The sequence below is a fragment of the Methylobacterium sp. GC_Met_3 genome, from assembly GCF_026540775.1.
Taxonomy (GTDB): domain Bacteria; phylum Pseudomonadota; class Alphaproteobacteria; order Rhizobiales; family Beijerinckiaceae; genus Methylobacterium.
The window spans coordinates 65821-87623 of the sequence record NZ_JALNUL010000005.1 but is presented as its reverse complement, the minus strand read 5'-3'; the positions used below and the strand labels follow the sequence as shown (position 1 = coordinate 87623).

The window sequence follows — 21803 nt, the reverse complement described above, 5'->3', positions numbered from 1 at the left end:
TCAGCGACCCTCCGCCTTTGCGATGGCGGTCCGCGCCGCCAGGATCGCTCGAGCGAAATGCGCGGTGAGCCCGCGCCCGCCGATCAGGTGCAGATCGCCGGGACACTCGTCCGCGCACTCGGCCAAGAACTCCGAGCTGACGTCGGCGAACGGCTCCACGAGCGCGCGGGCCATCGCCAGCAGATCAGGCGCCGCCGCGGTCCGCGCGGCGTTGGCCTCGGCTCGCTGGCGGGGCGCGAGGCCATGATGATCGCAATCGACCACGAGGCGGCCGACGGCGTCGAACACCATCTCGGGGCGCGCGCTGTCCTGATGCCAGGGCTCGGGGGAGTGGGCGGAAACGGCCATCACAAGTCCCGCACGTCGATCGAGCCGCGGCGGGGCAGGACGGCGCCGGTGGCGCGGTCACGCACCTGCCCATCCATGCCGCGGGAGGTCGGGTAAAAGGACGAGCCCGCCATCGGACGAGATGGCGCCTTGGTGCCACGCTCGCGCTTCTCCACGCGGCGCTGCCGGGCGATCTTGGCCGCGTCGGCGGCGTACTCGGCACGGTGGCAGGGCGTGCACCAGACAGCGCAGTTGTCGAGCGTCGGGCGCCCACCCATGCGGTCGGCCAGGATATGGGCGAACTCGTAGTGGCCTGAGTGGAGGGCGCAGGGGCAGCGGTTGCCGTCGGCATCCACGTGCTCGCAGCGACCCTCGGCGCGATCGAGCGCAGCCTCGCGGACGCGGCCCGGGAAGTTCATGCGGAGCGCTCGCATCACAGCACCCCGGCGCGCTGGAGCAGCAGGCGACGCGCAGTGACGAGCTGGCCGATGCCGGCTTCCATCGCCTCGGCGAGCTTGCGCGCGTTCGCCTGGGTGTCGGCGCCCAGCCGGTCAGCCATCCCGAGCGCCACGCCTGCGAGGGAAGTCAGGCCGTAGTTGAAGGCACGCTCGGCTTCGGCGCGGTCGCCGGAGACGTTCTGCGGGCGGGCGGCCATCAGAACGCTCCCACGAGACGGCGCGGGCCGACAGCCGGAGCGACAGGGGCCGCAGCGCGATCACACGCCTGCATCGCCGCAGCGATCGCGCGCAGATCGCCGAAGGCCGGCTCGATCACGACCTCGCCGACGTGGAGGCAGACGATTTGAGGACCACCGCTGCCTCTCAACTCGACGCGATAGAAGCCCTCGCCGAAGGCGGGACCGAGGACGGTACCGGGGACGAGGGAGCCGTCCGCACGAGGGCGGCCGATGCGGGTGCCGCGGGGGAGCGAGGCGGCCATGTCAGCGGCTCGCCCGGTAGACGCGGACGTGATCGGCGATCACGCACGGCGCGAAGCACGCGGCGAAAACGCTGAGGGAGCCAAGCAGGCAGCTCGCGACCTGGATGGCCGCCGGGGCGTGCTGGAGGTGGTCGAGGTAGGCGGTGAGCACCGGGGCGGCTCCGTCGCAAGGGGCGATGGGCCATCCTCCCCAAAACGGGGAATGCAGTCAACCCCATTATGGGGAATTGATGCGTCGACAGTCCTCAGAACCTATCCACATTCATCCACAGGCCCTCGATAACGTTCTTGATTTGTTCTTAATCTAGCGTTCCCATTGGCCAACGCAGTCCTGAGGAACACCCATGGCCCTGAAGCCAATCGTCGCCCACGGTGTGCAGCTGTTTATCTTACTGAAAGGCAAGTTCGCCCAAGGCCGCTACATCGAACGCAAGGGAGTAGCTGAGGCTTGTAGGGTGGCCGAAGAGAAGGTTCGCCTCGGCCGGGCGATCGGCGCGGCCGCCTTCACCCGCACGGTCATGGATCCGGACTACGATGACGGGGGAGAGCCGATTACGCTGGCGATCTTTGGGAAGGTGCCGCCCGGGCTCGCGGATCAGCTGCCGTTCTGATCACCATTGGCCCGCTCGCAGGCAGCTCGCGCTACATCGGTGAGGCCTTCATACCCACGCGCGGTGAGGTGCACGAGATCCGGCTGGTAGTTCGGGCTCGACTGCCGACCTCCCGCCAGCAAAGCCGCGTCGGCATCTATCAGTCGGTGGCCGCACCAGGCGTTGAGGCGTGCCTTCAAGCGCTGGCGCTCTTCATCAGCGCGCCGCAGATCGAGACCGAACGGAGGAGGCAGGAGAACGAACAGTTCAGCGGCCGGGTGAACGGCAACAAGTCTTTCCGCGATTGCCTCAATGCCGGAGGCCACGTCGGCATGGTTCTCGCCGAACAGTAGATTGTTAGTCCCGGCCGCGATGAGGATGCGCTTCGGCCGACAAGTACCCCAAACGATTTGATCCAAGCGCCACAGGATATGCTGGGTCAAATCCCCGCCGACGCCTAAGCTATATATTCCCCATGGATGCCAGGCATAGGCTGGCCAATGTTCGGCGAGCGAGTCACCTACGAGCAGAATGTCTAGCGTTCCGGTCGTTTGCAGTTCTGCCGTCTGACGCTGATGAGACGTTTCAGCCAATACACTGTGTGGAGAGGCCGGAATGATGGTGTGGGGGATCCGGGTACACTCTGGAGAAGCGTATCCCGCTCCCTTCTGAAGGTCAGATAACGACATGGCCGAGCGGATAACCAGCGACCAGCGCTCCACGCGTTGCAGAAGAAACCGCAGCGGTCCTTGAATGACTGCCAGAACGGTCATTCAGACTCACAGGGAAACCGGCACGGCAAGCTAACAGCCATGCGGCCACGACGTGGTGCCGGCAACAAATCTTTTAAATACAAGGCGGCCAGCTGCTATACCACGATATGTTTATCGTAACGGCACCGTTGCATCATCTGGGCCAAGTCGTAACGTTGCCCCACTTCACAGTTTCGCTAGTAGGCGCATTTGCTCGGCATTATCTCCGAAAGACAATTTTGTTTGCTCAGGAGATTTTGGCGAACGATAAGGCGGAGCGAGCTGATCGGCGGCAGCGATGCACATAAGGCGTGTTGCACAGTTGCGGCGCCCCGCCGAGCGAAGCCATCGGCGCGGCCGCCTTCACCCGCACGTCGTGGATCCGGACTACGACGATGGCGGAGAGCCGATCACGCTGGCGATCTTCGGGAAGGTACCGCCGGGTCTGGCGGATCAGCTGCCGTTCTGATGGGCTACGGTGGCGTGACCGGAGCCATCAGCTCTTTTTGAAGCTTCCCCCCACCACCACCGCCCTTCGGCTGCTCCTGGGGCGCGGGCGCAGGCGCGCCCGGCTGGGCGGGCGTTGGTACAACGATGATAGTAGGCTGCTGAGGCGAGGATGGCTCGGGCGGCCGTGCAGCAAGTATTGTTTGGATCGCCGCAAGGGCTGTCTGATTGCTGGTAGCGCTGTACGACCACAGGCCGACCATCAGCCCAGCCATTGCGAGAAACGTCGCTACTGCCGTACCGGCCATCCACAGATGAAGCTGGCCGATCTGATCGCCAATCTTCTCTAGCCGCGCCTCGATCTTGCCGAAGCGATCGTCGTGCTCCCGCAGCTTATCCCAGACGCGTTCCATATCGGGTGGCATACCATCACCGCCGCCTTCGCGCGAGATAGGCCCTCCTGGGAACGGCAAGACCCGAGCTGGCGCGCCAGCATCAGCCTCTGTCGGACGCCGAAAGCCGCTCACTTCGCGTCTCCGGCTTTTGCCATTCTCCAGCGCAGGAGAGGACCAACATCAAAGGTATGTACGAAGCCACATCTATCGCAGATCCCCGCAAAGGAGCGGAAAGCGACCAAGCCACCGCCCGCTTGATCAAGTCGGATGTGCGCAGGAATGCTCCCGTCCGGCTGAGTAACGTACAGCGTTATGGATTTATTGTCACAGATCTGGCAGCTCCATTTTGGCGCAACTTCGGTGAGAAACTTCGCAGCTTCGTCAAATGTAAGTTCCAGCCGCGCTATAGGATCGGTTGGTGGAGTGATATCCATCTGATCCTCAGAGTCGCAGTGGCGTCGAAACATTTGGCATTGCGCTCACTGCCCCTCGTCCGCGTGCCCCTCGCGCATCACCCGCAGCCCCGCCTCCACGACCCCCCGCAGGTGCTCCAGCGCATTCACCCCGATTGGCACCCCCACCCGGTGTCCTTCCACGGTGGTCACCACCAGGACGGCGAGGGCGTCTCCGACCTGAAGCTCGGGATCCGGCAGGCAGATCGGCAGGATGAAGTCGGTGTGGAGCTCGCCGAGCTGGAGGTAGGCGGCCTTGTCGGGGCGGAAGGGCGTGGGCTGGGTCATGTCGCCGGCTGCGCCTCACACGTCAGGGTTTCGGGATAGGTGTAGAAGGCGAAGGCGATGCCCTCGGCTTTCACCTCGTGGTCCTTCTTCGCTGGTCCGATCAGCGCGCTCGTGAACTTGGCGACCTTCGCGGCCGGCCAGTCGGGGCGCAGCGCCGCCACCAGGGCGCGACAGGCCTGATCAAAGACCTTGCGCGTCGTGGCATCCCGCATGTCGAAGTGCGACCAGCGGCTGACGATCATGGTCGCGGCCGACTGCGGGCCGATCGTGTTGGCGGTCAACGACAGCTGGGATCCGAGTTCCCAGACACACGTACCCTTGAGATACTTCGGCTCACCGCAGGTGCCCGCACCCCAGTCTACGTGCTCGCCGATCCTCGTTGAGGCGGCAGTCACGCGCGCGCCCACCTCGGCGGCCGGCATGCCGACATCCCACGCACAGGCCGGCGTTGCGCAAAGGATCGATAGCGAGCCGAGAAAAGACCATCTGATCCTGAAGCGCTTTGCGCCAGGCATCATGGTCGCCTCCAACGCTGAACCTGGCGCACGGCGCTGGTCACGAAGGCGACGATCTCGGCCTCGATGCCCCCGCCCTCCTCCTCCAGGAAGAACTCCAGCGGCGTCAGCCCCTTTGGGATAATGATTGGCTTCTGCCAGCGCTCGTGATCGGAGTCGGGCCAGAGCTCGACGTGCGTTTCCGTCCGTACGTACCGTTTGGCCGTACGTTGGCGGAGCAGGCCGGCATTGCGGCGCAGCTCCACGATGACCAGGTCGCCGTCTTTGGGCTGGTAGCGGGTCGGGATCGCGGAGACGCAGACGAGCACGTCACCATCGTGCGCGAACTTGTTGATCGACTCGCCTCTCACCACTAGGCCGTATTGGTGCTCGGCCGGCCAGCGCGGGTCTGCGCGGACCGGCACCGGATCGAAAGCCGGCTCGTCCACAAAATCGTCGATCTCCAGCCATCGGCCTGCGGCGACTTCGCCCACGACCGGAAGAAAGTCGGGACTCGCATCCGCGGTTGCGGCGCGGGCACGCTCCAGCAGAACATCCTCAAATGCTGGCGAGGTGTCGGGTCCAAGGTTTCCTAGTTCGCCAATAACGTCGGCTGGCTGAACCTTGAAAATCTCTGCCGCCTTGGCGATACGCTCGGCCTTCAGGCCGCGATCCCCATCTTCGATCTTGATGTACCCGCCCTTCGACAGGCCAAATGCTGTCGCCGCCTGCTCTTGCGTCATGCCAGACGCCTCGCGCAGCCGTTTCAGGTTGTTGTTTGGACGGGTCGTTTTCCCCATAGCGGGGACAATCGCCGAACAGCGGGCGCGCGTCGCTCCCCAAGTTGGGGCAGACTCCACTTGACGTGGATCCCCGTTTTGGGGAATCGTCTCAGCCATGCGGTTGCTCGACTACATGCGCGAGGAAGGGCTCGACGACGAGGCGTTCGCTGAACGCCTCGGCGAGTGCGGCTCGTACGCCGTGAAAAAGTGGAAGTACGGCGAGCGCGAACCGGACGCGTCGACGATCGTGCGCATTGAGCGCGCCACCGACGGCAGGGTTGGGCTCTCGGATTGGGCAACCCAATCTGACGAACGCAAAGCCAAGCGCCTCCTCGCCCCCACCGAGGGAGCTGCCGCCTGATGCGCCGGCCCATCCGCAGCCTCTCCCGCAGCCTCTCCCGCTGGCTCGACCGTCGGATCGACGCGCGCATCCACCGAGAGCTGAACAGCCGCTCCCAGTTCGAGGCGTACTGTGCTCAGCATGGCGCGGCCATTTCGAAGCTCGTGCCCGACTGGCCTGCGGACATCCCCGAGCCGCCAACGTTCGGCCGCGCGCCCACCGAGGGAGCCGCGGCATGACCGGCGCCCGCAACCGCTGCCCCTACTGCGGCAGCCCCACCACGCCGAGCGGACACCACGTACCGACACTCTCGGGCTTCCCGCTCAACGCCGAGCAGCTCGTGCGCGGCGCCGGCTTCATCCTCGGCCTCTGGCACATCCGTACCAAGCTCCCCGGCGAGGCGATCCCGAGCCGGGAGCAGTTGACGCTCGACCTCGCCGCGGCCGTCGGCGTGCCGCTCCCCACCCGCCAGGACGCGGTCGGCATCCTCGCCAACGGAACGAAGGTCCAGACCAAGCTCCTGCCGTACGGCGCCGAGCCAATCCCCACCGTCCTCGATCCGGAGGCCGTGTAGATGGTGCGCGCTCACCGGACGCATCCCGCTTCGGCCAGCACGCCATGTGCAAGCCGTACCCCTGCCCATGGTGGGCGTTTCCTCCCTTCGACTTGCCGGGGCCTTCGGGCTCCGGCTCCTTTGGGAGGCGCCTGATGTCGGCGCGCCTCGCTGCCTACGGCCTTACCCTCGCTGCGATCGACCTCGCCTGGGCGCTGTTCCTGGTGCTGCTGATCCGCGCCGGCACGGTGGCGCCTTGGCTCGCCTGGATCGTACCGATTTCGATTGCCACTGGGCTCTACATCGGCATCGACGTCGTCCAGCACTACCGCCGGGAGCGGGCCTGACATGGCGCTCCTGCTCCTCCTTCCCGCGACCGCGCTGGCGCTGATGAGCATCGGCCTCATCGACGAGGCCCTGCGCTTGCCGCTGCAGGTGGGACTGTCGTCCATCTTCTGGGCGCTCTGCGCCGCGGCCGGCGCGATCGCGCTCGGCCTCATAGTTACGGGGCGGCCCGCATGACGCGAACCGCCCCCGCTTTCCCTCGCACGCCTCACAGCCTGGCAGCCCCGGCGCGCGATCATCTGCACAGTACCGACCTCCTTTCGCGGGGCGCCCCATGAGCGGGAGCGCCTCGTTCCCGCAGTCCGGCCGCTTGGCTCGAACCACCGCCTCGATACCCGCAGTGTCGAGGAAGGATATGCGGAAGTCTGGGACTGATGAGACCCGCGGTTGGGTGATTAAACCCCAACTTTGGGTAGACCAGTGGCACAAGCTCCACCCGGTCAAGCCAGCGCAATGCGTGGCTGAAGCCATCGACGCGCCAGTCCGTACGGTCGAGAAGTGGTTCTCCGGCGAGGCCAAACCGTCGCTGGACTACGTAGGGCCCATCCTCAACCGTTACGGGCTGGCCTTCGTGGTCGGCGCCATGGCCGCCCCGCTGCCGTGGCTCGACGACCTCGCCCGCGAGGACCGTAAGCGCAAGCTCCTGGCCGAGCGGCAGGCGATCGACGCCATGCTCGCCGAGGATTGGCAGCGGAGGGCCGGCACATGAGGCCGCTCGCCTTCCACTGGCACCGCTTCCTGGAGTGGTTCGCCCACCGCGACATCGAATGGGCGAACGCGCGAATCCGCGGCTTGCGCGATTGGCGCGACCGCCGGGTCGGCGATGCCGATCGGCACGGCGCAGCGGCCGACGCGATCTGCCCGCCGACGGAGTGGGACCGCCGTCTCTGGTCCCGCGGCCAGCACACCGACCTTCACCCCCCACCCGGAGCCTGAGGAGAGACCTATGACATTCCAGTTCGAACTGGGTCAGCAAGTGAAACTCATCGGCAGCGCCGAGCAGGGCTACGTCTCAGGACGTGCTGATTACCTGGAGAGTGCGCCGAGCTACTTCGTTCGGTACCGCGCCGCCGATGGACGCTTGACCGAGGCGTGGTGGTCCGGCTCCGCGCTCGCCGCCTACGAGCCCGTCGTCGGCATCGCCGAAGGCCCCATGGCCGATCCCACCGTAGGCAATGGCTCGAAGAACGGCGGCTCTGGCGATCCTGCCGCCGCCCCGTCCGAAGCCCTCCCTTCCCAAGCCTGAGACCCGCCCATGCGCGCTTCGCTCGCCGCCCTCGCCCTCGTCCTCGCTAGTTCCTCTGCCGCCCTCGCGGCCGAGCCGCCCGCGTTCCGCCTCTGCACCGGATCCGAATCCGGCAACTACTTCCGCGCTGGCCATATCCTGAAGAGCAAGGCCAGCAGCCTGAAGGTCGAGGTCGTCCCGACGCAGGGCTCGCTCGACAACCTGGACAAGGTCAGCGCCGGGCAATGCGACGGCGCCTTCGTCCAGTCCGATGCACTGTTGGTCTACAGCTCGAAGAACGCGGCCGCGCTGTCCACGATCGAGCGGGCCGGCGTGCTCTACCAAGAGCAGGTGCATCTCCTGTGCAATCGGGCCGCCGGCATCGCCCGCATCACGGACCTCGGCAAGGCGACCACGGTGGCGGTAGGCCCCGATGGCTCGGGCGGCCGCACAACGTGGGACGCGTTCGCGCTCGCCGACAAGAAGCGCTTTGGGCCGGTCAACATCGACCCCCGCTCGGGCGTGCGCGCGCTCTCGGCCGTGGCCGACGGTAGCCAGGTGCAGTGCGCGCTCTGGGTTGGGGCGCTCAACGCATCCTTCATCAAGAATGACGCCCAGGCTCAAGGTGACCGCGTGGTGCTGGTCCGCTCCGACGACCGGGAGATGGTGGGCTCGGCCAAGGACGCCCGCGGCCAGCCGGTCTACGACTACGGCGAGATCCCGGCCGGCACGTACCCGCGCATCCAGCCAGGCGGCCTCGTGTTCGGCACCAAGGCGCTCGACACGATCGCGGTCGACGCCCTGTTCGTGACCGCGCTGCCCTGGGTGAACGCCAACGAGCGCCCCTACGATGGTCTGCTGCGGGCCTTCACGGCCGCCAAGCCGCAGATCCAGGCGATCGCGCAGCCGCAGAACTGACGCGATGGCCGCCCGCTCCCCGTCCCTCTGGCTCCTGATCGCGGTCGTCGTCGTGACCGCGATCATGGTGCATCCGAGCTTCGCCGCGCTGCTCACCGCGCCGGTCCAGCTCGGGCTACTCATCGCCCTGCGGTGGCAGGCACGGCGCGAGGGCCGGGCGGCCGAGAAGGCCCTGCGCGTGCCGCTGCGGCGGGGGTTCATCTGATGTCGGCCCGTTCGCCCATGCCTGGATTCGATCCGGCATGACGCCCCGGCGTGCTTCCCCGCGCGCCATCCCCACTCGTAATCCCAATCCGGATCAGGGCTCGTTCATGCGTGAGCTGTCGCGGTGGAAGCCGAGCGACATCGCTGTGTCGGCACGCCCCCTGTTGGAGCAGGAGCAGGAGCAGGCCCGCGCGCGCATTTCTATGGGCGGGAAGGGCGTGAAAATTTCACGACCTTCCTTGGCGATGGACCGGGCCGCGGAGCGGTACGGGATCACCGGCCGGACCCTGCGAAAGATCTTCGACGTCGCCGAGGCCGCGGCGGCCGACCCCGACCGCTTCGGCCACCTCGTGGCGATGATGGACAAGGCCGGCGGCCCGGATTCGGCACGCAAGGAGCTGAACCGGATTCTCGACGAGCAGCGCGTCCTGTCGCTCGCTCCTGTCGCCGGTCGCTTCCGCACGCTCGTGGTCGACCCGCCGTGGGGTGAGGACAACATCTCCCGAGCAGCCGGGCACGACTATGCGACGATGCCGTTCGACCAGATTCGCGCGATGCCGGTCGCGGACTGGGCCGAGGAGAACTGCCACCTCTACCTTTGGGCGACGAACAACACGCTCGGGCTGGCCTTCGAGCTGATCGCGGGCTGGGGCTTCGCCTACAAGACGGTCCACACCTGGACGAAGTCGACGATCGGGCTGGGCCGGTACTTCCGCAACAGCACCGAGCACGTGCTCTTCGCCGTCCGCGGTGAACTGCGGACGCTGCGCCCCGCCCGCTCGGTCCGGACCGATCACGACTGGCCGGTGGGGGCCAACAGCGAGAAGCCCGAGGGCTTCTACGACCTGGTCCGCGCCTGCAGCTACCCGCCCTACGGTGAGGCCTTCCAGCGGCTCGCCCGGCCGGACTTCAAGAATCTGTACGCTGCCCCGCCCGCGATGAGCGAGGCGGCCGAATGAGCGCGAATCCGCAGCGCCGCCACTTCCTCGGCTTGCTCGCCGCCACGCCCCTCGCCGCGGCCGCAGGTGCGCCGCCCGGCCCCGCCGGCGCGGGGCTGCTCCGACGCCTCAGCTCGGGATCTGCGGGCGATTTCAGCCAGGAGCGGTTCGCCGGCTTAAGCCGCTTCGCTGAAGCGCTCGATCGGACCACGATCGAGCTCGACATCGAGCCTGCAGAGCGTCTGGCTTCGATCCCCAATCATCTCTCGCGATTGGCGGCCGGTCTCGATTCGAATCACGCTAGCATCGCGGCGCAGCAGGCCGACGAGGCCCGTGCGATCGCGGCCCTGGCGCTCGTCTACCCGCCCGAGATCGCGGCCTACCACTCGTTCGGCGCCCCGATGCGACGCCGGCTCTACGCCGAGCTGCTGGTGCGCGAATCCATGCGCTTGGCTGCCGCCAACGGCTCGCCATCGACCACAGGAGGCGCGCCATGAGCGGCCTGCCCGGACGCCGCCACCCGCTGCCCGATGGCGCGATGTGCGACGAACATCCCGACCGCGCGGCCGTCGCCAACGTCCAGGGCGAGACGGACAGCTTCGGATTCGAGACGATCCTCATGTGCCAGGAATGCCCGGATGCGGATCGCGCCTACGAGGCGACCGAGGAAGCGCACACAGGCGCCTGCGACTGGTGCAAGCGCGAGGCGGCCGACCTCGCGTGGGCGCGGGACTACGACGAGGGGATGAGCGGCCCGGTCTACCGGGTCTGCCAGGCCTGCCGCGTCCGCGTCGAGGCCGAGGCGCGGCGCGAGCTCGACGAGCACGACCTCGACTATCCCGACGACGACTGGAACGAGGAGCCGGATGACTGGGACCCGGCCGACGATTGCGGGCTGACCGACCACGGCGCCTGCATGAACGCTGGCACAGAGTGGTGCGACTTCGAATGTCCGCACCGCGGTCGCCTGGATGCCCCTGTACAGCCACCCCCGACGCTCCCAGCGTCACCCGGACCGGACGCCTAGCGTGGCGTCCGGGAGCAGGCCGCAGGGCGGCCCAGACTCCCACCAGAGTCGGACTCTGAATCCCCCTCAGCCAGCTCCGGCCGTCCCTCCGCCTGCGCGCGGCAACCCTCCCGAGGCCATCGATGAGCACGCCCACCACCAAGCTGCTGATGTCGGCCGGCAATCCATCCGGTCTCAAGCTGGAAGAGCTGCTGTCCGCCATCACCCAGGACCTGCGCATCAAGAACGACGCCTTGGAAGGCGACGCCTCACCGACGTCCAGGGCGATCCGGATCAATAACCTCGGCATCATCGACTGCCTGGCGCTGGCCGGCGTCCGGCAGAACGATACGCTCCGGCGGCTCGATCTCCTCGGCCCTGATCAGGGACCGGGCGGCACGCCGCGCATCGGCGCCGGCGCCGGCGCCGGCGCGGCCGACGTTCCCGCGCCCGCCATGACCACGCTCGCCACCGACGTCGATCCCGCGCTCGCGATCGCCGTGCCGGCGATCCCGACCGCGCCGGCCGACGCCCCGTCGGCCACCTCACTCTGAGGGCAGCACCACCATGATCATCATGCTCTGGCCCCTGCCGCGCGGTCCCCCGCGCCCGGCCCCATAGATCCTCGCGCGCCCTGCATCGGGACATAGCCACGACACTGGACTGATACCGCCCGGTCCGGCCGAGCCATCCCGCCCGACCCGCAGGCCCGTACCGCTCGATCCCAAAGCCGTCTTTTTCGGCGGGATCGAGCGGCCGGCCCGCGCTGCGAGCTCTCCACCACTGCTGATCCAACGCCGCGCTTGCCCAGCGATTTCGGCGAAGGGTCCTCAAACGCCCGAGGCTGAATAGGCCTCGCGAGGCGACGGTGAAGCTTTGTCCGGAAAGACCGCCCGCATGTGCAGATCAGCACCGTATCACGACAGCTTTGAGACCGCATCGACACGGCTTCCGGGGGGCGGTCGATGATCATCTCCCCGCGCCTGACTGAGCGCTTCACAGTCCTGCCGAACGAACTTCTCAACGACCAACAGCTTTCGCTCGACGCGATCGCGGCCATGGGGCGCCTGCTCGCCCTGCCGCACGACTGGACGGTCTGCCTGCAGGACCTCCGGCGACGATGGGGATGCGGGCTCGAACGCCTGAAGCGGATCATGCGCGAGCTGATCGCCGCGGGCTGGGTCCAACGCCTGCCGCCGCGCAAGCTGGCGAACGGGTCCTTCTCCCGTGGAGACTACAAGGTCTTCAACATCCGCCAGGAGGTTCAGGATGACCTTCCACTCGACGGCACCGAGGGCGCGGGCGGCGCTGCGTCAGCGCCTCTGGAGTCCGCCCAGCCGGAGTCCGGCGACCCGGAGTCCGTAGGACGGACTCCTAACAAAGGACGAACCCAACCAAGGACGGATTCACCAAAGCCGAATCCCCCGAGAGAGACATATTCTGCACCGGGTCGCCGTCCCGCGTCCGCTCACGCGGACGCCGCCCCTGACGGGGCTCTCTCTCTCCGGGCGGTTTTATGCCCTGACGATTTCCAGCCGGAGGAGCGCCACTTCGCGGCGGCCGAGGCAGCCGGATTCGACAGGGTCTTCGTCCACGAGCGAGCCGAGGCGATCCGCCAGTGGTCGCACGCCAACGCGCATCAGCCGAAGGCCTGGAAGACCGACTGGTCGCTTGCCTTCGATGGGATGCTGAAGACCGCCCTGCGCGAAGCTGCCGAGCAGGCCGCTCGGGCCGCCCGGCGCGCCTCCTCAACCAGCTCTGCCCACCCCCGCCGGTCCACCAACGGTGGCCTCTCCCTCCTCGCTGAAATGGTCGGAATGCCCCATGACGCACGCGATATCCTCGATACCCTCGGGCTCGGCGCTGCCGGCGATGCCTCTCCCACCTACGGAACGGGTGGACCGTCTCACGCGCGTCTTCTCGAACAAGCTTGAGGATCACCCTGCCGACTTCCGGCGCAAAACCATCGCCGCTGTCGACGTGCCCACCGGCCAAGACCGCGCCGCACTAGAGACGCGTCGCGACGTGTTACGAGCAGCTCTCACGGCCACTCCGGGACGCCAGTCGACGCAAGCCATCCTTCTGCTGATTGGCAGCAAGGCGGTCTACGGCGCGTCGGATCGAGAGATCGGGATCAAGGTTGCCGCCTACGCTCGGGCGCTCGCAAGCCAGCCCACATGGGCGATTGAGCGGGCGATCGAACGCCTCAGCCGCCCGAATTGGCGTTGCCTATGGGACGGTTCCGGGTGCCCGTCCGAGGCCGATGTCGGCGCCGAGTGCCGCTACGAGACCTTGCCGTTCGAGGCCGAGCTGGCCCGGATCGAGACGATCCTGGACGCTGTCCCTTACGAGACAGGGGCAACGGACGGCGAGCGTGCCGGAGCAGTTGCCTACTGGGAGGCGATAAAGGCCGAGATGCGCGGTGAGTCCGCGATCACCGAGCGCACGGAGGACGAGATCTCCGCCGAGCGCGCCTCGATGGCCAGGGTGAACGACCGTTTCCGCGAGCGCGCCCGCACCGAGGCCGAGGCACAGGGCCGCGGCCAGGCCATTTGGGGCCGTCTGCCCATCAGTGACGAGCTCGCCCGGCAGATCGGCCTCCGGGTGCCCGTGCCAGATCACGAGCAAGCCGACATCCACTGAAACACGCGCCCGGCCGGCGCGCGATCCAGCCGGCTTCACCACAGGAGACCACCATGTCCGACGCCCACGATCCGATCCTCGACCTCACCGCCGGCATCGTAGCGGCCTACGTCAGCCACAACCCGATCTGGCCGCAGGACCTGATTGGCTTGATCGACACCGTCCACGGGGCGCTCCGCGACCTGGCGCAGGGACCGACGGCCCTGGTGACGTCTGTGCAGCCCGACATCGACCGGCCGAGCGCGGCCCAGATCCGCAAGTCGGTCCGTCCCGACGGGATCGTCAGCTTCATCGACGGCAAGACCTACAAGACGCTCAAGCGTCACCTGACCAGCCACGGGCTGGACCCGCGGGCCTACCGCGACCGCTACGGCCTGCCGGCCGATTACCCGATGGTCGCCCCGGCCTACGCCGAGCAGCGCTCCGCCCTCGCCAAGGCGATCGGACTGGGCGTCCCCGGTGGTCAGGCGAAGCGGCAAGCGGCGGAGTAGCGCGATGGCCGGCGACCGCTCCCGCACCTGCCCGATCTGCCTCGAGGCGGACGTGGACGACATGCGCCACGTTTCCGTCGAGTGCTTCTACGACGTGAGCGAGGTGGCACCGGAGGCTGCTCGCGAACCGATCTTCCGAGAGGTCCCGGAGGACGGCGCGATCTGGGGCGCGACCCGCCGCTACCCGGCCGGGACGCGCGACCGGTTCATCACGGAGGATGGTGGGATCACCGAGGGCGGTACGCCGCTGATCCGGATGCGCACCGTCCAGGATCCGATCGGCGGCGTCCGCCTGGCTGAAGAGCAGATCTACTCGCTCGACTGCTGCAAGAGCTGCCGGGGCGCATTCCTGACGCTCTTCGGCGCTTGGGCCCGAGGCGAGTACGTCCGCCGGCACGAGCCGGACGAGGTCCACAACATCCCGGTCCGGCAAAACGGCGCCCTCGTCTACCTGAGCGAGGAGCAGTTCTGGCAGTGGGAGATCGACCGGTCGGCGGCCGGGCAGAGGCGATGATGTTCGCGGGCCTGCCGCCCGAGACCCGGCCCGACGTGCAAGCGGCCATCGCGCTCGTCGGCTACGCAGCCCGTTTGGCCGGGCGCCTTGGACGCGTTGCTCCTCGTCGGTGGCATTCCATTGGCAAAGCCAAAGAAGATAGACCGTCTCCGCCACTCACCTGATTACTCGCGACCACGTCGCCCGTTCAGGCGAGGTGATAGCTCTGCTGGACTAGCGCGGCGAGGTGCTGCTGCGCCTCCGTGCTCTCCGCGATCCCCACCGCGACATCAGTCCGCGAGGTGCCGTGCGCCAGCGCGTCCGTCCACGCCTGCAGTCCGCCCGCGTCCGCCTGCCGGCCCAACGCGTTCTCGTACAGGCTCTCCACGAACGCGCTGTCGCTCTGCCCACCGGCCAGCTGGCTCAAGTGCGATTGAAACTCGGCCGCGTGCACGATGCTATTGGCCACGTCGACCCGGGTCGTAGCGTTGCTGTCCAGCGCACTCGACCACGCCTGCAGGCCGGCCGCGTCGCCCGTTCGGCCAAGCACGTGTTCATACAGCCCTTCGACGTAAGCCGCGTTACTCTGGCCGGCGTAATGGCCCTGGTACTCGGACGAATCGACAAATGCTTGCGCGACGCTGCTGCGATCAGCGCCGCTAGCCAGTGCGCTGGTCCAGGCCTGCAGGCCAGAAGCTTCTGCGGCCCGATCGAGCACCTGCTGGTAGAGGTCCTGCACGTAGGTGCTGTCGGTCACGGCGCCGGTGTCGCTGGCGTACTCGGCGGAGCTGAGCATGGCTTGAGCCACATCATGAAGCGACATGCCTCCGCTCGTGATGGCGTTAGTCCAGCTTTGCAGCCCGCCGGCGTCGGGGGCGCGATCGAGCAGGCCGTAGTACAACCGTGCGATTTCGGACGCATGCGCATCGGACGATGTGGATGCGGCGTTGTCGGCGCTCGTGGCGATGCTGGAACCCGAGACGGCCCCGTACAGTCCCGGATCCTGGCCATCAGGCGAGGAGACTGTGTCTTGCACCACGGCAACAGCGTTCGGGTCGCTGGAGTATGCACGGATGTAGTCAATGCTCGACGAAATCGAGTTGCCCGAAGCGTCGGATTGCGTAGCCAGATCCGCGAGTATGTACATCGCACTGTGCATATCCGACGGCGTAGCTTGCGAGCCCACAAGCTGACCATCGACGTAGAATTTGATTTGGTCTGCCTCCCAATCGACGCCGTAGGTGTGATAGCCGGAAGGATTGGACATCTCACTGTAGACTTGGCGGTTTTCCTGCCATGCGATGCCGTTCTGCGGATCTGTGGTATGGATCGTGCTGTAGACGCCCGCGTCATTGGCGCCGTAATGCTCAACGGCATCAAGCTCTTGCCAGCCACCTGCATTATTAGGGTCTGGCGTTTGCTGGTCGGGCAGCAACCAAAACGCATCCCAAGCGCCGGCCAATTTCGAAAAGTCGGCTCGAATTTCGAAGTACCCGTACGTTTGCGAAAAGTTGCCTTGCGTGGTGATTAGGCCCGACTCCCAGCTACCCGGGTACCCCGATGAGGTCCGATCAGGCACCGCCGTGATGGTGAGCGCGCCGTTCTGGACGCTGAACGGATCGTAACCGGAGGCAGAGTCGACAAACGACGAGTGCCCGAAGCCGATGTCGGAGTTGGCATCATAGCGCCATTCCGAACGGATGTCGGCCCATGTCGTTCCAGCACCTGTTTGCGAGATGCTGCGAGTGTTGAACTCGTCATCGAAGGTCAGTTTATAACCGCTTAGATCGATCGATGTCATCGATTGCGCCCGGCGCCCGAGAATACCCAAGGTATTTCTATGGGGTTAACAATTGGTTATTTTTGAACTGCTTGTTCTACCTATATCGGTGCAGAAATATTGTTTCGTAGGGAAACGTTCCGCATTCTCCAGCTTATGGTCGGGGTAAGCGGCACTCCTGCCACGCTCTCACCGTAAGGAACATGCTAGGAACGTAGAGCGGCGCTTTGGGCCGCGCCACCGCGTTTGATGCTCACCCGTCCGGAAGGTCCTGAACCCCCTCGCGAACCCTTCACCTGCGCCGATGTCGAGCGTTGGCTGAAGACGGCGTTCCGGGCGATGCCCTACACCCCGATCTACGCGCCGCGGGGGAACACGCTGCAGAGCGCCAACAAGAGCCAGCCCAGCGCCACCTTCGACATCCTGGCCTTCACGGGCACCGTGCTTGGCGACAGGTCCGATGAGCGCAAGATCCTGCTGGTCTGGGCGCGGGCGATCGTCACCGAGGGCGAGATCGGCGGCTCGATCGCGCAGTTCTGCGAAGCGAGAGGTTGGAACAGGCGCACTTTCGACAGGAAGCGGGTGCGCGCTTGCGAGCACATCGCAGCAGAGAAGAACAGGATCGACGGTCGCGGCTGAGATGCCGCGCGAGATCAGCTTGACAATGTCCAAACCGGCGCCGGACGACTGGGCCGTTGCCGCTTTGTATCGAACCGGCACAGCATTGGGGATCCACCGTGCCGGCAACGACGCAGAGCACCACCCAAGGCGCACCCAAGCGCCGCAAGATGACGATAGAGGACGCGCTGCGCTGGGCGATCCGGGACGAGCTGCCGAAGCGCCGCGCCGACGCCCCGATCCGGGGTCCGCAATGTGCCTCCGATCCGGTCTGGCGGATGGTCGCCATGGGCGGCCGGGTCGACAACTGGTCCCGTGAGCCGGGGATGCCGCCGGCGATGGGCGATCCACATCCGGACGCCATCACGATCGAGGCGCACCTCCAGGTCCTCAGCGAGACGCTGCAGAAAGCGGCGGCCGGCTCGGCCGTGTGCCCGCTCGACCTCACCTGCTACCCAATCCAGTTCAACCTGCGCGGCAAGGCTGACCTCGGCGTGCTGACCTCGGCCGTGCTGCACGCGACCCCGTCCTGGCTCATGACCGGCGCGATCCGCAGGCCCCCGGAGGTCGCTGGCGGCATCGAGATCGAGCCGGTGATGGCCAAGAACAACAAGGTCGCCATCTGGCGCACGGTCCAGACGCCCTGCGGCGAGGGGCCGGATGGCAAGCCGTGGTTCACCAGCCACGACGAAGTCGCGGCCGTGAAGGGCGACAGCCGCGACGCCGGTCTGTTCTGCAAGCTGAACTACACCCGCACCGGCGACGAGGTTCTGGAGGAGCAGCTGCGCTACGCCTACTGGCACGCCGCGCTCGTCTACCTCGTGCCAGCGCTGCAGTTCCTCACCAGCATCGAGGTCCTGCCGCCGAAGGCTCCGATCGCGCCGTGGGTCGAGACGGAGGCGGAAGAACGCGCACCGCTGCCGAACCTGCGCCCGCGCCGTCACATCGAGGTGGAGCGCCGAGTGGCCGGTCGGCGCGCCGCGCCGCTCCGGGCGTCCCCGGTTCGGAGGATCGACCCGCGGGATTGGACGCCGCCGAGCGAGCGGCGCGCTTAGCGGAACTACCGACAGCCGGTACATTCCGATTGACGGAACTACCGGTTACCGGTACACGCACTATATGCACACCGTGATCGAAACCGCGCAGTTCCTGCGTCAGGCCGCCGAAGCGGGCATGACCGATTTGGACCGGTTCCATCTCGTCACCATGCTCGGCGAGCAGCCTGATGCGGGCGACCTGATCGTTGGAACAGGGGGCGCGCGGAAGGTTCGGTTTGGGGGTAAGGGCAAGGGCAAGAGCGGCGGGTTCAGGGCCATCACCCTGTACACGTCGACTTCAATTCCTGTGTTCCTGCTAACCGTGTTCGCAAAAGGCGTGAAGGTGAACCTGACACAGGCCGAGCGAAACAAGCTCGACAAGCTGTCAGCAACACTTGTGCGTTCATATGCGAACAAGGTTGTCACTCTCCCCGCGCGTGCAGGTTGATCGTCATGGCTAAAGACATCTTTGATGACATCGCCGCGGGCCTCGAAGACGCGATCGCGATCGCCGAGGGTCGCGCCGAGCGCGGCACCTACCGCGTCCACGTCCCGAGCAGCATCGACGTGCGCGCAATCCGCAGGAGCGTGCACATGACCCAGGAGTCGTTCGCGGCTGCCTACGGCTTCCCGATCACGACCCTTCGTGACTGGGAGCAGGGGCGCGCACGCCCCGACACTTCCGCACGCGCTTACCTGCTGGTGATCGCGCACGAGCCGAAGGTCGTCGAGCGCGTCCTGCGCGAGCAGGAGTGTCACGATGACGATGAGCGCATCGCGCTCTAGGCTTGACCGGGTCTGAGGCTTGCGGTAGTTCGGACCCTGCAGAGATTTAGAAGGCCCCGGCGGAAACGCGCGGGGCCTTCGTCGTTCCCGGGGTCGGCCATGTGACCGTCAGGGCGAAAGCCCACCCGTGAGCAGGCCGGACCGCCGCAACGCAGGCGAGGCCACTCTCCAGACCTTCGCCCGAACGGGCATCGAGATGGTGCGGCGGACAGGGTCCGTGAAAAAGGCATCGCAGTAAGCCGGCCAGCCAGGACGCCTGAAAGACCCGCAGCTGCTCTCGGGCAGTGGTTGAAGCTGTAGCCCCGGCCCGCACCTTCCCCAAACTTCAGGATCGCAGATGCAGGCGTGCTGGTCTCAGACTGGTCCGGTCGTGGCCGTGCGGCCGAGCGCATCCCTACGCGATCGTCTCAATCGCATGTCGACGGGCAAGGCGCAGCGCCGTCGCCGGAACGCACAGGCGTTTCGCGTCCTGATGGGGTCGGCGCCAAAGGAGCGGGTGCTTCCTGCTCTTCCGAAAGCACGCCCCGAGGGTTGTCGCAGCGCAGGAGGCGATCGGCTATGATCCCCACCATGACGCGCGCGCACAGCGCCCGGTGATGACTGAGACCGCCATCGCCGAGCGCCTCAGGCAGCTCTGTACGCAGGCCGACCGGCTGAAGATGCCGAGCCATCGGCACAGCGCCGAGTCGTTCATGGTCGACCGTGACGAGATCCGCGACGGCCTCCGCCGCTTCTACCGCGAGCTCACCGGGCACTGGCCCGACCAGGAGGCCTCCGGACCGCCGCGCCGCGCGCCGGCGCCGGTCCCGGCCGCCATCCTGCGCCACCGGGAACGCACCCGCGCCGCCCGCGCCTGACCGCCAGTCCTACGCCCCGACCCACAACCCCGCTTCGGCGGGGTTTTTCTTTGGAAGCCCCAGATGAACCTGACCGAGGCCTACCGGGCACGGGTCGATGCCGCGTGGAACGCGATCGCTCCGAAGCGCATCGCCGCCATCCAGTACGGTGCCGACGCGATCCACGTGCTGCATCCGACCAAGGGCTGGCGCCGCATCTCCCACAAGCGCCTGGGGATCGTGTCGTGACGCCTGGTCAGCGCGCCGCGCTCCTCGACCTGTGCGCCGCGATCCAGCGCTGCGACTGCGCCCCGGCCGACATCCGCTTCCGCGCGCACAGCCTTCAGTTCCGGCTGGTATTCGATGCTTCGTTCTTCCGCTCGATCTTCGGCTGAGAGCCCGATCCGCATGACCTTCAGCGCCTCAGAGCTCGTCGATCAGGCCGTAGAGCAGCTCGCACCGATGGTCGGCACCTCGCCAGCCAGCTTCCGGGCCGCGGCCGACGCGTTCGACGCCTACGCGTCCAAGGCGCCCTCGGCGATGCACGAGCGGATTGCGGCCGTGGTCAGCGAGGAGTGCCGCAACGCCGCCGAGTGCGTGCAGGTGCGGCGTGCCTTCCTACAGGGCTTCCGCCTGTGAACCTCGTCCACGTCGTCCGCTTCGGCTTCGGTCGCTTCAAACGGTACTTGGCTCAGGCTGAGACCACCGGCGCGCATGAGAACGGGCATCGACCCTTCGTGTGGACGAAGGATCTGAGCCGCGCCGAGAAGTTCTCTTCGGCCGACCGTGCTCGCGCCTACGCGCAGCAGCACCTCGGCCATGCCCAGTTCGATGTCGGCGTCGCGCCCTGGCGCGGTCTGCCCACGGATCACCTCGGCGGCTCGCCGGCGGCGATCCGAATGGCTGCCTGATATGGACGGTCTCATTCTCGACCTTCCCGCGCCGGAGCACGTCGCCCCGTTCGTGCCGCCGGTCTGCCTGTCGCCGCTGACCGCGCAGGTTTTGGTGATCGCGCTGGTGATCCTGCTCTGCTCGGCGCTGTCCCCGACCAAGGGCTGAAGATGACGATCCGCGGTCTACTGGCGCTCCTCATTCTGGAGATGGCGCTGGCGGCCGCGATCCTGCTCGGCGCCATCGGCTTCGGCGAGGCTGCGACGCTCGGCTGGCGCATCGAGGTCCAGGCCTGCACCAAGGCCTGCCGAGTGATGCTCGGCCGCGAGCGCACCGAGAGCAAGTACGTCTGCATGACGCGGGCGACCCGCATCGCCGAGTTCGCCGACCTCACCAAGCTGCTGCCGGCCGGAGCACGGATCACCGCCCGCTGCCTGCCCGTCGAAGGGATGCCCGGCGCATGAACACGGTCTTCGCCCTGATCCTGGTGTGCGCCGCCTCAACTGCGCAGCCCGACTGCCAGCGCGACACCGCGCTCGACGTCATCACCATGAAGACGCCCTCCGTATTCGCCTGCATGATGACGGGACAGGCGACCGTCGCCCGAGATCAGCTCCTCGGTGATGGCCGCTACACCAAGGTGGTCTGCGGGTCGCGTCCATGAGTGCGCGCCGCCGCCTCGCCTGGTCGAACGAACTCTCGCGGCTCAAAGCTGATCGTTTAGCCCGCTCGCAGGTCCGCGAGGAACGCCTCAACGTGACCCGGTCGTTGACGGTCGCCCTGTCCGCATGGCGCGGGTTGTCCGGTCGTCGCTACGTCGTCGGTGTCTGGACGCTGGATAAGGCCGTCGGGGCTGATGCGCCTGGCGCTGTCTTCCTGGCGGTCCGCCGCGGTGATGACGGCATCGCCCGCATCGTCGGCGCCGGCCATCGCGGCAAGATGTGGGAAGCCTTGGAGTGGGCCCGGTATGACCGAGCCACCGAGCTGCACGTCTATCATCTGGCCGATTTCGACTTCGAGCGCGACGCGATCGTCGAGGACCTGATCGGCGATGACGCGCTCTGACCCGCCCCGATACCTCGACCTCTGGTCGCTGATCGGCATCTACACCGCCGCAGCGACCATTATCGTCGAGGCGAACTACCAGCTGCCGATGGCCCTGCTCGCGGAGTGGGGCCGGATCCTGCGGGACGAGTGATGTTCCGTGGATGGTATCTGCGGTTCGCGCTCGGC

Annotated in this window: 45 protein-coding genes; 33 read left to right on the top strand and 12 right to left on the bottom strand. The window is 66.9% G+C overall.

Annotation, left to right across the window (positions count from 1 at the left end):
• From OXS27_RS09400 to OXS27_RS09380, 5 genes are read right to left on the bottom strand one after another with little or no spacing between them, the layout of a single operon-like run.
• A complete protein-coding gene (locus OXS27_RS09400; RefSeq protein ID WP_267355736.1) occupies nucleotides 1-348 on the bottom strand; it encodes a hypothetical protein in 348 nt (115 codons plus the stop codon).
• Nucleotides 348-746 (bottom strand): hypothetical protein, encoded by a 399-nt coding sequence (locus OXS27_RS09395; RefSeq protein WP_267355734.1) that lies wholly within the window; start codon nucleotides 744-746, stop codon nucleotides 348-350. The genes OXS27_RS09400 and OXS27_RS09395 overlap by 1 nt, the downstream gene beginning before the upstream one ends.
• A gap of 14 nt (nucleotides 747-760) precedes the next feature.
• Nucleotides 761-982 carry a hypothetical protein gene (locus OXS27_RS09390; protein ID WP_267355733.1) on the bottom strand — a complete coding sequence of 74 codons (222 nt, stop codon included), beginning with the start codon at nucleotides 980-982 and terminating at the stop codon, nucleotides 761-763.
• Nucleotides 982-1266: a hypothetical protein gene (locus OXS27_RS09385; RefSeq protein ID WP_267355731.1), complete on the bottom strand. Its 285-nt coding sequence runs from the start codon at nucleotides 1264-1266 to the stop codon at nucleotides 982-984. Before OXS27_RS09385 ends, OXS27_RS09390 begins: the two co-directional genes overlap by 1 nt.
• Nucleotide 1267: 1 nt before the next feature.
• Nucleotides 1268-1417 (bottom strand): hypothetical protein, encoded by a 150-nt coding sequence (locus OXS27_RS09380; RefSeq protein ID WP_267355729.1) that lies wholly within the window; start codon nucleotides 1415-1417, stop codon nucleotides 1268-1270.
• A 193-nt stretch (nucleotides 1418-1610) separates the two neighbouring features.
• Here OXS27_RS09380 and OXS27_RS09375 point away from each other — a divergent pair, with 193 nt between their 5' ends.
• The gene (locus tag OXS27_RS09375) at nucleotides 1611-1877 is read left to right on the top strand and encodes a hypothetical protein (protein ID WP_267355727.1); all 267 of its coding nucleotides are present in this window, start codon (nucleotides 1611-1613) and stop codon (nucleotides 1875-1877) included.
• Here the strand turns inward: OXS27_RS09375 and OXS27_RS09370 are convergent.
• The 6 genes from OXS27_RS09370 to OXS27_RS09345 all read right to left on the bottom strand — a co-directional run bounded on the left by OXS27_RS09370 (nucleotide 1862) and on the right by OXS27_RS09345 (nucleotide 5484).
• Nucleotides 1862-2629 carry a GDSL-type esterase/lipase family protein gene (locus OXS27_RS09370; protein WP_267355726.1) on the bottom strand — a complete coding sequence of 256 codons (768 nt, stop codon included), beginning with the start codon at nucleotides 2627-2629 and terminating at the stop codon, nucleotides 1862-1864. The genes OXS27_RS09375 and OXS27_RS09370 overlap by 16 nt on opposite strands.
• 452 nt (nucleotides 2630-3081) lie before the next feature.
• Nucleotides 3082-3480: a hypothetical protein gene (locus tag OXS27_RS09365; RefSeq protein ID WP_267355724.1), complete on the bottom strand. Its 399-nt coding sequence runs from the start codon at nucleotides 3478-3480 to the stop codon at nucleotides 3082-3084.
• Nucleotides 3481-3578: 98 nt separating this feature from the next.
• Complete coding sequence (locus OXS27_RS09360; protein ID WP_267355722.1) at nucleotides 3579-3884, bottom strand: hypothetical protein; 306 nt, start codon at nucleotides 3882-3884, stop codon at nucleotides 3579-3581.
• 45 nt (nucleotides 3885-3929) lie between these two features.
• Nucleotides 3930-4190 (bottom strand): hypothetical protein, encoded by a 261-nt coding sequence (locus OXS27_RS09355; RefSeq protein ID WP_267355720.1) that lies wholly within the window; start codon nucleotides 4188-4190, stop codon nucleotides 3930-3932.
• Entirely contained in the window at nucleotides 4187-4708 is a 522-nt protein-coding gene (locus OXS27_RS09350; protein ID WP_267355718.1) for a hypothetical protein, read from the bottom strand. Before OXS27_RS09350 ends, OXS27_RS09355 begins: the two co-directional genes overlap by 4 nt.
• On the bottom strand, nucleotides 4705-5484 hold the full coding sequence (locus tag OXS27_RS09345; RefSeq protein WP_267355716.1) for an XRE family transcriptional regulator: 780 nt from the start codon (nucleotides 5482-5484) through the stop codon (nucleotides 4705-4707). Before OXS27_RS09345 ends, OXS27_RS09350 begins: the two co-directional genes overlap by 4 nt.
• Before the next feature lie 97 nt (nucleotides 5485-5581).
• On the opposite strand from OXS27_RS09345, the gene OXS27_RS09340 reads away from it, so the two are divergent.
• The 18 genes from OXS27_RS09340 to OXS27_RS09255 all read left to right on the top strand — a co-directional run bounded on the left by OXS27_RS09340 (nucleotide 5582) and on the right by OXS27_RS09255 (nucleotide 14643).
• The gene (locus OXS27_RS09340) at nucleotides 5582-5827 is read left to right on the top strand and encodes a hypothetical protein (RefSeq protein WP_267355714.1); all 246 of its coding nucleotides are present in this window, start codon (nucleotides 5582-5584) and stop codon (nucleotides 5825-5827) included.
• On the top strand, nucleotides 5827-6045 hold the full coding sequence (locus OXS27_RS09335; RefSeq protein WP_267355712.1) for a hypothetical protein: 219 nt from the start codon (nucleotides 5827-5829) through the stop codon (nucleotides 6043-6045). The genes OXS27_RS09340 and OXS27_RS09335 overlap by 1 nt, the downstream gene beginning before the upstream one ends.
• Nucleotides 6042-6380, top strand: a complete 339-nt coding sequence (locus OXS27_RS09330; RefSeq protein WP_267355710.1) for a hypothetical protein — start codon at nucleotides 6042-6044, stop codon at nucleotides 6378-6380. The genes OXS27_RS09335 and OXS27_RS09330 overlap by 4 nt, the downstream gene beginning before the upstream one ends.
• A gap of 134 nt (nucleotides 6381-6514) precedes the next feature.
• Nucleotides 6515-6706, top strand: a complete 192-nt coding sequence (locus tag OXS27_RS09325; protein ID WP_267355708.1) for a hypothetical protein — start codon at nucleotides 6515-6517, stop codon at nucleotides 6704-6706.
• 1 nt (nucleotide 6707) lies between these two features.
• Nucleotides 6708-6881, top strand: coding sequence for a hypothetical protein (locus OXS27_RS09320; RefSeq protein WP_267355706.1), 174 nt, complete (start codon nucleotides 6708-6710; stop codon nucleotides 6879-6881).
• Nucleotides 6882-7161: 280 nt separating this feature from the next.
• A complete protein-coding gene (locus tag OXS27_RS09315) occupies nucleotides 7162-7413 on the top strand; it encodes a hypothetical protein (RefSeq protein ID WP_267355705.1) in 252 nt (83 codons plus the stop codon).
• Entirely contained in the window at nucleotides 7410-7640 is a 231-nt protein-coding gene (locus OXS27_RS09310) for a glycogen synthase (RefSeq protein ID WP_267355703.1), read from the top strand. Before OXS27_RS09315 ends, OXS27_RS09310 begins: the two co-directional genes overlap by 4 nt.
• 10 nt (nucleotides 7641-7650) lie before the next feature.
• Nucleotides 7651-7950 (top strand): hypothetical protein, encoded by a 300-nt coding sequence (locus tag OXS27_RS09305; RefSeq protein ID WP_267355702.1) that lies wholly within the window; start codon nucleotides 7651-7653, stop codon nucleotides 7948-7950.
• Between the two features lie 9 nt (nucleotides 7951-7959).
• Complete coding sequence (locus OXS27_RS09300; RefSeq protein WP_267355700.1) at nucleotides 7960-8847, top strand: TAXI family TRAP transporter solute-binding subunit; 888 nt, start codon at nucleotides 7960-7962, stop codon at nucleotides 8845-8847.
• Between the two features lie 4 nt (nucleotides 8848-8851).
• The gene (locus OXS27_RS09295) at nucleotides 8852-9052 is read left to right on the top strand and encodes a hypothetical protein (RefSeq protein WP_267355698.1); all 201 of its coding nucleotides are present in this window, start codon (nucleotides 8852-8854) and stop codon (nucleotides 9050-9052) included.
• A 106-nt stretch (nucleotides 9053-9158) separates the two neighbouring features.
• Nucleotides 9159-10010 carry an MT-A70 family methyltransferase gene (locus OXS27_RS09290; RefSeq protein ID WP_267355696.1) on the top strand — a complete coding sequence of 284 codons (852 nt, stop codon included), beginning with the start codon at nucleotides 9159-9161 and terminating at the stop codon, nucleotides 10008-10010.
• A complete protein-coding gene (locus OXS27_RS09285; RefSeq protein ID WP_267355694.1) occupies nucleotides 10007-10486 on the top strand; it encodes a hypothetical protein in 480 nt (159 codons plus the stop codon). The genes OXS27_RS09290 and OXS27_RS09285 overlap by 4 nt, the downstream gene beginning before the upstream one ends.
• Nucleotides 10483-11016, top strand: a complete 534-nt coding sequence (locus tag OXS27_RS09280; RefSeq protein ID WP_267355692.1) for a hypothetical protein — start codon at nucleotides 10483-10485, stop codon at nucleotides 11014-11016. The genes OXS27_RS09285 and OXS27_RS09280 overlap by 4 nt, the downstream gene beginning before the upstream one ends.
• A 122-nt stretch (nucleotides 11017-11138) precedes the next feature.
• On the top strand, nucleotides 11139-11549 hold the full coding sequence (locus OXS27_RS09275; protein ID WP_267355691.1) for a hypothetical protein: 411 nt from the start codon (nucleotides 11139-11141) through the stop codon (nucleotides 11547-11549).
• A 504-nt stretch (nucleotides 11550-12053) separates the two neighbouring features.
• Nucleotides 12054-12929 (top strand): hypothetical protein, encoded by an 876-nt coding sequence (locus tag OXS27_RS09270; RefSeq protein WP_267355690.1) that lies wholly within the window; start codon nucleotides 12054-12056, stop codon nucleotides 12927-12929.
• Complete coding sequence (locus OXS27_RS09265; RefSeq protein WP_267355689.1) at nucleotides 12892-13638, top strand: hypothetical protein; 747 nt, start codon at nucleotides 12892-12894, stop codon at nucleotides 13636-13638. Before OXS27_RS09270 ends, OXS27_RS09265 begins: the two co-directional genes overlap by 38 nt.
• Before the next feature lie 53 nt (nucleotides 13639-13691).
• The gene (locus OXS27_RS09260) at nucleotides 13692-14129 is read left to right on the top strand and encodes a MucR family transcriptional regulator (protein WP_267355688.1); all 438 of its coding nucleotides are present in this window, start codon (nucleotides 13692-13694) and stop codon (nucleotides 14127-14129) included.
• A 4-nt stretch (nucleotides 14130-14133) separates the two neighbouring features.
• Nucleotides 14134-14643, top strand: coding sequence for a hypothetical protein (locus tag OXS27_RS09255; protein WP_267355687.1), 510 nt, complete (start codon nucleotides 14134-14136; stop codon nucleotides 14641-14643).
• A gap of 187 nt (nucleotides 14644-14830) precedes the next feature.
• Here the strand turns inward: OXS27_RS09255 and OXS27_RS09250 are convergent, their stop codons facing one another.
• Entirely contained in the window at nucleotides 14831-16423 is a 1593-nt protein-coding gene (locus OXS27_RS09250; RefSeq protein ID WP_267355685.1) for a DUF4214 domain-containing protein, read from the bottom strand.
• A gap of 228 nt (nucleotides 16424-16651) precedes the next feature.
• Between OXS27_RS09250 and OXS27_RS09245 the strand changes: the two genes are divergently transcribed.
• The 14 genes from OXS27_RS09245 (at nucleotide 16652) to OXS27_RS09180 (ending at nucleotide 21768) form a co-directional block, all read left to right on the top strand.
• Nucleotides 16652-17041, top strand: coding sequence for a hypothetical protein (locus OXS27_RS09245; protein ID WP_267355683.1), 390 nt, complete (start codon nucleotides 16652-16654; stop codon nucleotides 17039-17041).
• Nucleotides 17042-17190: 149 nt separating this feature from the next.
• Nucleotides 17191-18075 (top strand): hypothetical protein, encoded by an 885-nt coding sequence (locus OXS27_RS09240; protein WP_267355681.1) that lies wholly within the window; start codon nucleotides 17191-17193, stop codon nucleotides 18073-18075.
• A gap of 64 nt (nucleotides 18076-18139) precedes the next feature.
• Nucleotides 18140-18505, top strand: a complete 366-nt coding sequence (locus OXS27_RS09235) for a type II toxin-antitoxin system RelE/ParE family toxin (RefSeq protein ID WP_267355679.1) — start codon at nucleotides 18140-18142, stop codon at nucleotides 18503-18505.
• Between the two features lie 5 nt (nucleotides 18506-18510).
• Nucleotides 18511-18843: a helix-turn-helix domain-containing protein gene (locus OXS27_RS09230; protein ID WP_267355677.1), complete on the top strand. Its 333-nt coding sequence runs from the start codon at nucleotides 18511-18513 to the stop codon at nucleotides 18841-18843.
• Between the two features lie 596 nt (nucleotides 18844-19439).
• Nucleotides 19440-19700, top strand: a complete 261-nt coding sequence (locus OXS27_RS09225; protein WP_267355675.1) for a hypothetical protein — start codon at nucleotides 19440-19442, stop codon at nucleotides 19698-19700.
• A gap of 63 nt (nucleotides 19701-19763) precedes the next feature.
• Nucleotides 19764-19928, top strand: coding sequence for a hypothetical protein (locus tag OXS27_RS09220; RefSeq protein ID WP_267355673.1), 165 nt, complete (start codon nucleotides 19764-19766; stop codon nucleotides 19926-19928).
• Complete coding sequence (locus OXS27_RS09215) at nucleotides 19925-20074, top strand: hypothetical protein (protein WP_267355671.1); 150 nt, start codon at nucleotides 19925-19927, stop codon at nucleotides 20072-20074. Before OXS27_RS09220 ends, OXS27_RS09215 begins: the two co-directional genes overlap by 4 nt.
• A 13-nt stretch (nucleotides 20075-20087) precedes the next feature.
• On the top strand, nucleotides 20088-20318 hold the full coding sequence (locus tag OXS27_RS09210) for a hypothetical protein (protein ID WP_267355669.1): 231 nt from the start codon (nucleotides 20088-20090) through the stop codon (nucleotides 20316-20318).
• On the top strand, nucleotides 20315-20590 hold the full coding sequence (locus tag OXS27_RS09205; RefSeq protein ID WP_267355667.1) for a hypothetical protein: 276 nt from the start codon (nucleotides 20315-20317) through the stop codon (nucleotides 20588-20590). The genes OXS27_RS09210 and OXS27_RS09205 overlap by 4 nt, the downstream gene beginning before the upstream one ends.
• 1 nt (nucleotide 20591) lies before the next feature.
• Entirely contained in the window at nucleotides 20592-20738 is a 147-nt protein-coding gene (locus tag OXS27_RS09200; RefSeq protein WP_267355665.1) for a hypothetical protein, read from the top strand.
• A gap of 2 nt (nucleotides 20739-20740) precedes the next feature.
• Complete coding sequence (locus OXS27_RS09195; RefSeq protein WP_267355663.1) at nucleotides 20741-21034, top strand: hypothetical protein; 294 nt, start codon at nucleotides 20741-20743, stop codon at nucleotides 21032-21034.
• Nucleotides 21031-21234, top strand: coding sequence for a hypothetical protein (locus OXS27_RS09190; protein WP_267355661.1), 204 nt, complete (start codon nucleotides 21031-21033; stop codon nucleotides 21232-21234). The genes OXS27_RS09195 and OXS27_RS09190 overlap by 4 nt, the downstream gene beginning before the upstream one ends.
• Nucleotides 21231-21635 (top strand): hypothetical protein, encoded by a 405-nt coding sequence (locus tag OXS27_RS09185; protein ID WP_267355659.1) that lies wholly within the window; start codon nucleotides 21231-21233, stop codon nucleotides 21633-21635. Before OXS27_RS09190 ends, OXS27_RS09185 begins: the two co-directional genes overlap by 4 nt.
• Nucleotides 21622-21768: a hypothetical protein gene (locus OXS27_RS09180; protein ID WP_267355657.1), complete on the top strand. Its 147-nt coding sequence runs from the start codon at nucleotides 21622-21624 to the stop codon at nucleotides 21766-21768. The genes OXS27_RS09185 and OXS27_RS09180 overlap by 14 nt, the downstream gene beginning before the upstream one ends.
• Nucleotides 21769-21803 lie beyond the last annotated feature (35 nt).